Annotated in this window: 5 protein-coding genes and 1 pseudogene; 4 read left to right on the forward strand and 2 right to left on the reverse strand. The window is 41.7% G+C overall.

Going from position 1 to position 5,737, the window contains the following annotated elements; translation table 11 throughout:
* Positions 1 to 133: 133 nt before the first annotated feature.
* Positions 134 to 322, reverse strand: coding sequence for a hypothetical protein (locus tag BBROOKSOX_RS08495; RefSeq protein ID WP_139660992.1), 189 nt, complete (start codon positions 320 to 322; stop codon positions 134 to 136).
* 278 nt (positions 323 to 600) lie between these two features.
* Between BBROOKSOX_RS08495 and BBROOKSOX_RS08500 the strand changes: the two genes are divergently transcribed.
* Both BBROOKSOX_RS08500 and BBROOKSOX_RS08505 read left to right on the forward strand, forming a co-directional pair.
* The gene (locus BBROOKSOX_RS08500) at positions 601 to 2,484 is read left to right on the forward strand and encodes a putative Ig domain-containing protein (RefSeq protein ID WP_139660994.1); all 1,884 of its coding nucleotides are present in this window, start codon (positions 601 to 603) and stop codon (positions 2,482 to 2,484) included.
* A complete protein-coding gene (locus BBROOKSOX_RS08505; RefSeq protein WP_139660997.1) occupies positions 2,462 to 2,872 on the forward strand; it encodes a hypothetical protein in 411 nt (136 codons plus the stop codon). The genes BBROOKSOX_RS08500 and BBROOKSOX_RS08505 overlap by 23 nt, the downstream gene beginning before the upstream one ends.
* A 184-nt stretch (positions 2,873 to 3,056) precedes the next feature.
* Here the strand turns inward: BBROOKSOX_RS08505 and BBROOKSOX_RS08510 are convergent, their stop codons facing one another.
* On the reverse strand, positions 3,057 to 3,335 hold the full coding sequence (locus tag BBROOKSOX_RS08510; protein ID WP_139661000.1) for a hypothetical protein: 279 nt from the start codon (positions 3,333 to 3,335) through the stop codon (positions 3,057 to 3,059).
* A gap of 183 nt (positions 3,336 to 3,518) precedes the next feature.
* On the opposite strand from BBROOKSOX_RS08510, the pseudogene BBROOKSOX_RS08515 reads away from it, so the two are divergent.
* Positions 3,519 to 4,073 (forward strand): annotated as a pseudogene (locus tag BBROOKSOX_RS08515) (IS1595 family transposase); the annotation flags it as partial.
* Between the two features lie 407 nt (positions 4,074 to 4,480).
* Complete coding sequence (glcF, locus tag BBROOKSOX_RS08520; protein ID WP_139661003.1) at positions 4,481 to 5,599, forward strand: glycolate oxidase subunit GlcF; 1,119 nt, start codon at positions 4,481 to 4,483, stop codon at positions 5,597 to 5,599.
* Positions 5,600 to 5,737 lie beyond the last annotated feature (138 nt).

A 5,737-nucleotide genomic window follows, 5' to 3' on the forward strand; every position in this document is an offset into this window, starting at 1 on the left:
ACAACGCTTGCGGTAAATACCACCCCAGGTCTTACCGCAACTGGTATACGAGGTCCTTATGATTGGACGCTTCCAAATATAGTTGATGATGATGGTGCTTTGCGTAGTGCATTTCTTGCCAAGACTGTACGACTCATAATTCTGCCGTAGGTGCTTTTAACTCTATACTAAAGTTGCCGGTCGTATTAGTGCCTATATTAGTCAGACTGGCGGACTTGGCAATGTTGGCGCTGTTAGCTACTACTGGACTCGTGCTGTTATACTTGGTAATTGGCGGTATCGGCATGCTCGTTATTTGGGCTTCGGTAGTTACAGTGTTCATGCAGGATTCGGCAATGTTGTGCGCTCTGAGGGCAGGAGTATTCGTTGCATTAAGAATTAGACGCTTTGATTCATTTGTAATGACGAGATTTAAAAACTTAGCTTTTTCAGTGATTAGCTGTGCTACCGAATGACGGCGCCGACTGGTGTTAATTAGGATAAAGTGATTAACACGGTGGCTGATTAAGCAAACTGAATGATTATATCGTCTAAAATTTAAAGAACTTATCTTGATAATGTCAGTTATAATCTTAAAATATTAAAATATAAGGGCACCTAATGAACTCAATATCTTTCAACACAAGCTTTACTCGCCTTCTATTATTAAAAATAGCCCTTGTTGTCTCAATCAACACAGCCATTGCAGGCGAAGGTAACATTGAACCAAACCGCTTTGCTGAGGTGGATTTTTCTAGTGCCTATAATGATAATGGTGGATTTTATAATGCGTCAAATCACCCCAACTTCAATGCCTTTGCTACTCTTCAAGCCGATGGGTCAATTACAGCGTGGGGTGAGTCAAGTTCTGGAGGCACAGCGCCCTCTGGTAGCGGTTATACTAAGATTTATTCAAATGGGTTTGCCTTTGCTGCCACTAAAACCGATGGGTCAATCACGGTGTGGGGTGACCGACTTTATGGAGGCGCGAATGCACCTTCTGGCAATGGCTATACCAAGATTTATTCAACTATAAGTGCCTTTGCCGCTATTAAAACCGATGGGTCAATCAAGGCGTGGGGTGGCTCAAATTCTGGGGGCTCTGGTGCACCCTCTACTGGTGTCTACACCAAGATTTATTCAAATATATATGCCTTTGCTGCCCTTAAAGCCGATGGATCAATCACGGCGTGGGGTGCCTCATCTGCTGGAGGCACAGATGCACCTTCTGGTAGTGGCTATACCAAGATTTATTCAACTGAGTCTGCCTTTGCTACCCTTAAAACCGATGGGTCAATCATGGCGTGGGGTAACCCACAGTATGGAGGCACAGCACCCTCTGGTAGTGGCTATACCAAGATTTATTCAACTGAGCGTGCCTTTGCCGCCCTTAAAGCCGATGGATCAATCACGGCGTGGGGTGTCCCACATTATGGAGGCACAGCACCCTCTGGTAGTGGCTATACCAAGATTTATTCAAATAAGCTTGCCTTTGCTGCCCTTAAAGCCGATGGATCAATCACGGCGTGGGGTGACTCATTTTCTGGAGGCACAAGTGCCCCCTCTGGTAGTGGCTATACCAAGATTTATTCAACTGCATCTGCTTTTGCTGTCATTAAAGCCGATGGATCAATCACGGCGTGGGGCGACTCAAGTCGTGGAGGCTCAGCACCCTCTGGTAGTGGCTATACCAAGATTTATTCAACTGAGAATGCCTTTGTCGCTATTAAAACTGATGGGTCGATCACGGCGTGGGGTCAAAATTATGGAGGCACAGGTGCGGCACCCTCTACTGGCACCTATACCAAGATTTATACAACTGCGCATGCCTTTGCCGCCCTTAAAGCCGATGGGTCAATCACGGCGTGGGGTGAGCCATCTAATGGAGGCACAACGCCCGCCCCTAATCTTGCGAATACTGCAGGTGCAGATCAAATAGCTTTTATTGGTTCTGCCATCACTGACATTACTTTTAGCAATTCAGGTGGTACGATTGCCAGTTGTACGGTAGTGCCTACACTACCAACTGGCTTGAGTATTGACAACACAACTTGTGTCATCAGTGGTACCCCAACTGAGGTGAAAGCTGTTACCGCATACACAGTAATAGCCGCCAACGCAACAGGTCAAACCGATACTGCAACGGTTAGTTTAGCGACATCATCTACAAACCCAGCCCCTGCAACATTAACTGCTGTTGCCACAGGTATTCCTAATGAAATAACGCTATTATGGGCTGGGGTAACCGATGCAACTGCTTATAGGGTTTATCAAACAACTGACAGCACCTTTGCACAAGCAGGCAATAGCGACCCTAGTCAATTTTCGACATACAGTCCAGCAGCCACTTACATTGATACGACTGCTACCAGTATTACTATAACGCTAAGTGGTACAGCCACCGTTTATTATGTGGTAACGGCAATCAATAGTGGCGTTGAATCTCTTAGTAACACCACACCCGTTGCTGCTACCACACCTTTTGAATGTAAAACCTCCCAGTAACGCCATACCTACCACTGCTACCGCACATGCTTTTGAATTTTCTCAGGTTACTTCGTCAGCAGGTGAAGCATGGATAGATAAAAACTTAGGTGCCAGCCAAGTGGCAACCAGCTCTACCGATCCAGCATCCTATGGTGATTTGTACCAATGGGTTAGACCTGCAGATGAACATCAAAAAAGAAGAACTGCTACCATAACAACACTTGCGGTAAATACCACTCCAAGTCATGCAGATTTTATTACCGCAACTGGTCCAGAAGGTCCTTATGATTGGACAATCCCAAATATAGGTGATGTTGATGACGCCTTGCATAGTGCATTCTTTGCTAGGACTGATGGTAGTGGTGTTTGTCCTACGGGTTTTAATGTACTAACTGAGTGCAACTAAAGGCAGAAGTAGATATTTGAAATACGACTAATTATGCTGCCGTAGGTGCTTTTAACTTTGTACTAAAGTTGCCAGTTGCTGGTGCTCGCATTAGGCCAGACTGGCGGATTTGGCAATGTTGGCACTATTGGCTACCACTGGACTCGTTCCACTATATCTGGTAGTTGGCGGTATACTCGTGATTTTATCTTTGATAACCAACATACTGTTTGGTTTGATAGGGACTGTTTGGTTTAATGTTTTTGACATTTATCCGTTCAATAATTTGGGCATTCATCCAAATTTCTACAGTAGTACTCGCTCCTAGGGCAAGAGTATTCGTTGCATTAAGAATTAGACTCTTTGATTCATTTGCAATGACGAGATTTAAAAACTTAGCTTTTTCAGTGATTAGCTGTGCTACCGAATTACGGTGCCGACTGGTGTTGATTGGGATAAGGTAATTAACACGATGGTTGATCATCTTAAGAAAACTGAATAATTAGAGACCTTTGCATAAATAGGAACAATCATCAGAAACCCACTTTTCACCCACTTGGCGATTTTTTAAACCCAGCCTTAGCCTTGCTAGGACAAGGTTTAAAGAAATCACCAAGTGGGAAAAAATTGGATTTTGCTAATCATTCCTATTTATGCAAAGGCCTCTAACAAATATTTGAGTGCTATTAGACTTAGAATTTTAGAGTTATCTCAACTTCAATCTGCCCCACTAGTGGGGCAGATTGAAGTTGACGAATCTTACTTTGGTGCACGGCGCGTCCGCGGTAAGCGCGGCTGTGGCGCCCTAGGAAAAACCATTGTGTTTGGTTTGCTAAAACGAGGAGATAAGATTTATACTGAAATTGTATCAGATTGCTCTGCAGCTAGGCTGCAGAGCATAATTAGAGGTAAGGCAAGCATTGATAGTGTGATTCATTCTGATGGTTGGAAAGGGTATAATGGCATTGTAGATTTTGGCTATAAAAAGCATTTTAGAGTGCATCATGGAAAGAATGAATTTGCTAGAGGCAATGCGCATATTAATGACATAGAATCGTTTTGGGGTTATGCCAAAATTAGATTAGTAAAATTTAAAGGAATGAATAAAAAAATGTTTAATTTACACCTTAAAGAATGTGAATTTAGATTTAATAATCGCAAGCAAAACCTTTATAAGGTTTTGCTTGGAATGTTTAGAAAAGAGCCGCTTAAGTTGTCATGACCCAAAAACAATCTTAATGTTGACAAAGTTCATTCTGTTGTAGAAAAATTTGATTTGATATACCCTTATTTTCAATTGCTTGGCTTGGCTTGGCTTCAAGTCAAATTGGTTTTGAAAATTCAGAGCTTGATATTTTTAAGAAAAAAATAAGCCAATTTAATTTTTATACTCAAAAAAATAAAAAACTATTCTTACGATAAATTTTGGAAAATTTATTATTAGAGACCTTTGCATAAATAGGGATGATTAGCAAAATCCAATTTTTGCCCAATTGGTGATTTCTTTAAACCTTGTCCTAGCAGGGCTAAGGCTGGGTTTAAAAAATCGCCAAGTGGGTGAAAAGTGGGTTTCTGATGATTGTTCCTATTTATGCAAAGGTCTCTATTAATTTTATTGGTAATTACTTTATGCAAACACTAGACATTCACAACCTTAAGGCCAATGATATTATTCGCAAGTGCGTGCATTGCGGATTTTGCTTAGCAACTTGCCCGACTTATCAACTGTTGGGCAATGAGTTGGATTCACCTCGTGGGCGCATTTATTTGATTAAATCGGCTTTGGAAAATAACGAATCATCCGCTGACAGTCTGCAACATTTGGATCGTTGTCTAACTTGTCGTGCTTGTGAGACGACTTGCCCATCGGGCGTGGAATACGGGCATTTGTTAGACATTGGCAGGGCAGCAATAGAAGACAAACGAGCATTATGGCAAAAGACTTTTCGTTTTGCTGTGCGCAAGTTTTTAACCACGCCAGTGTTGTTTAATATGGTTGGATTTTTGTTCCGACACTCTAGTATCCAAACGCCGGTTATTAAGCCAAAAATATCAGGCAAGAAAGTATTGTTGCTGGGTGGCTGTGTACAGCCTACGCTGGCACCTAATATTAATCATAGCGTTAAAAACATCTTAACTAAATTGGGGTATAAAGTAGAAGAAACTCCGCAAAAACAGTGCTGTGGTGCCATTGACCAGCATCTTAGTGCCAATGATGAGGCGCTACAAAAAATTAAGAAAAATATTGATGCATGGCACTCGTTTGAGGTGATTATCTCCAGCACTAGTGGCTGCGGGGTGATGGTAAAAGATTACGGTTCGCTGTTTGACAAGGATGATGTCTATTATCAAAAGGCACAAACAGTGAGTCAAAATACATGCGATATTGCACAGTTTTTGGCAGATAAAGATTTGTCAATATTCAAAACGTTTAATCAAACAATAACCTATCACTCTCCTTGCACAATGCAGCATGGGCAACAACTCGGCGGTTTGGTGGAGTCTATTTTGAAGCGGTTGGGCTATGAGCCATCTACTGTGGCTGATGCACATCTGTGTTGTGGCTCAGCGGGGACTTATTCAATATTTCAGCCAAAACTCTCACAACAGTTAAAAATCAATAAGTTAAAAAATTTGCAAGCCAGCAGTCCAGAAATGATTGTTACTGCGAATATAGGTTGTTTAATGCACTTGCAAAAAGGCACTAAAATACCGGTTAAACATTGGATAGAACTGTTGGGTAATTGATTGGTTTTAGTAAAAATTTAAGGCGCATCATTGAAAAGTACATTACCCCAAAACCTCTGACAACTTTTTAAAATTTCTTATATAGAACATCCTAAGAAGCCTTCGCTTTTTCTTGATTTAATTTTATACTTTCTTGGT

This window comes from bacterium endosymbiont of Bathymodiolus sp. 5 South, from assembly GCF_900128535.1.
Classification (GTDB): domain Bacteria; phylum Pseudomonadota; class Gammaproteobacteria; order PS1; family Pseudothioglobaceae; genus Thiodubiliella.

What these genes read in the sequence shown, in the direction of transcription:
- BBROOKSOX_RS08495 (WP_139660992.1), bottom strand. Translation starts at nt 322, where the DNA reads ATGAACACTGTAACTACCGAAGCCCAAATAACGAGCATGCCGATACCG.
- BBROOKSOX_RS08500 (WP_139660994.1), top strand. Translation starts at nt 601, where the DNA reads ATGAACTCAATATCTTTCAACACAAGCTTTACTCGCCTTCTATTATTA.
- BBROOKSOX_RS08510 (WP_139661000.1), bottom strand. Translation starts at nt 3,335, where the DNA reads ATGATCAACCATCGTGTTAATTACCTTATCCCAATCAACACCAGTCGG.
- glcF (WP_139661003.1), top strand. Translation starts at nt 4,481, where the DNA reads ATGCAAACACTAGACATTCACAACCTTAAGGCCAATGATATTATTCGC.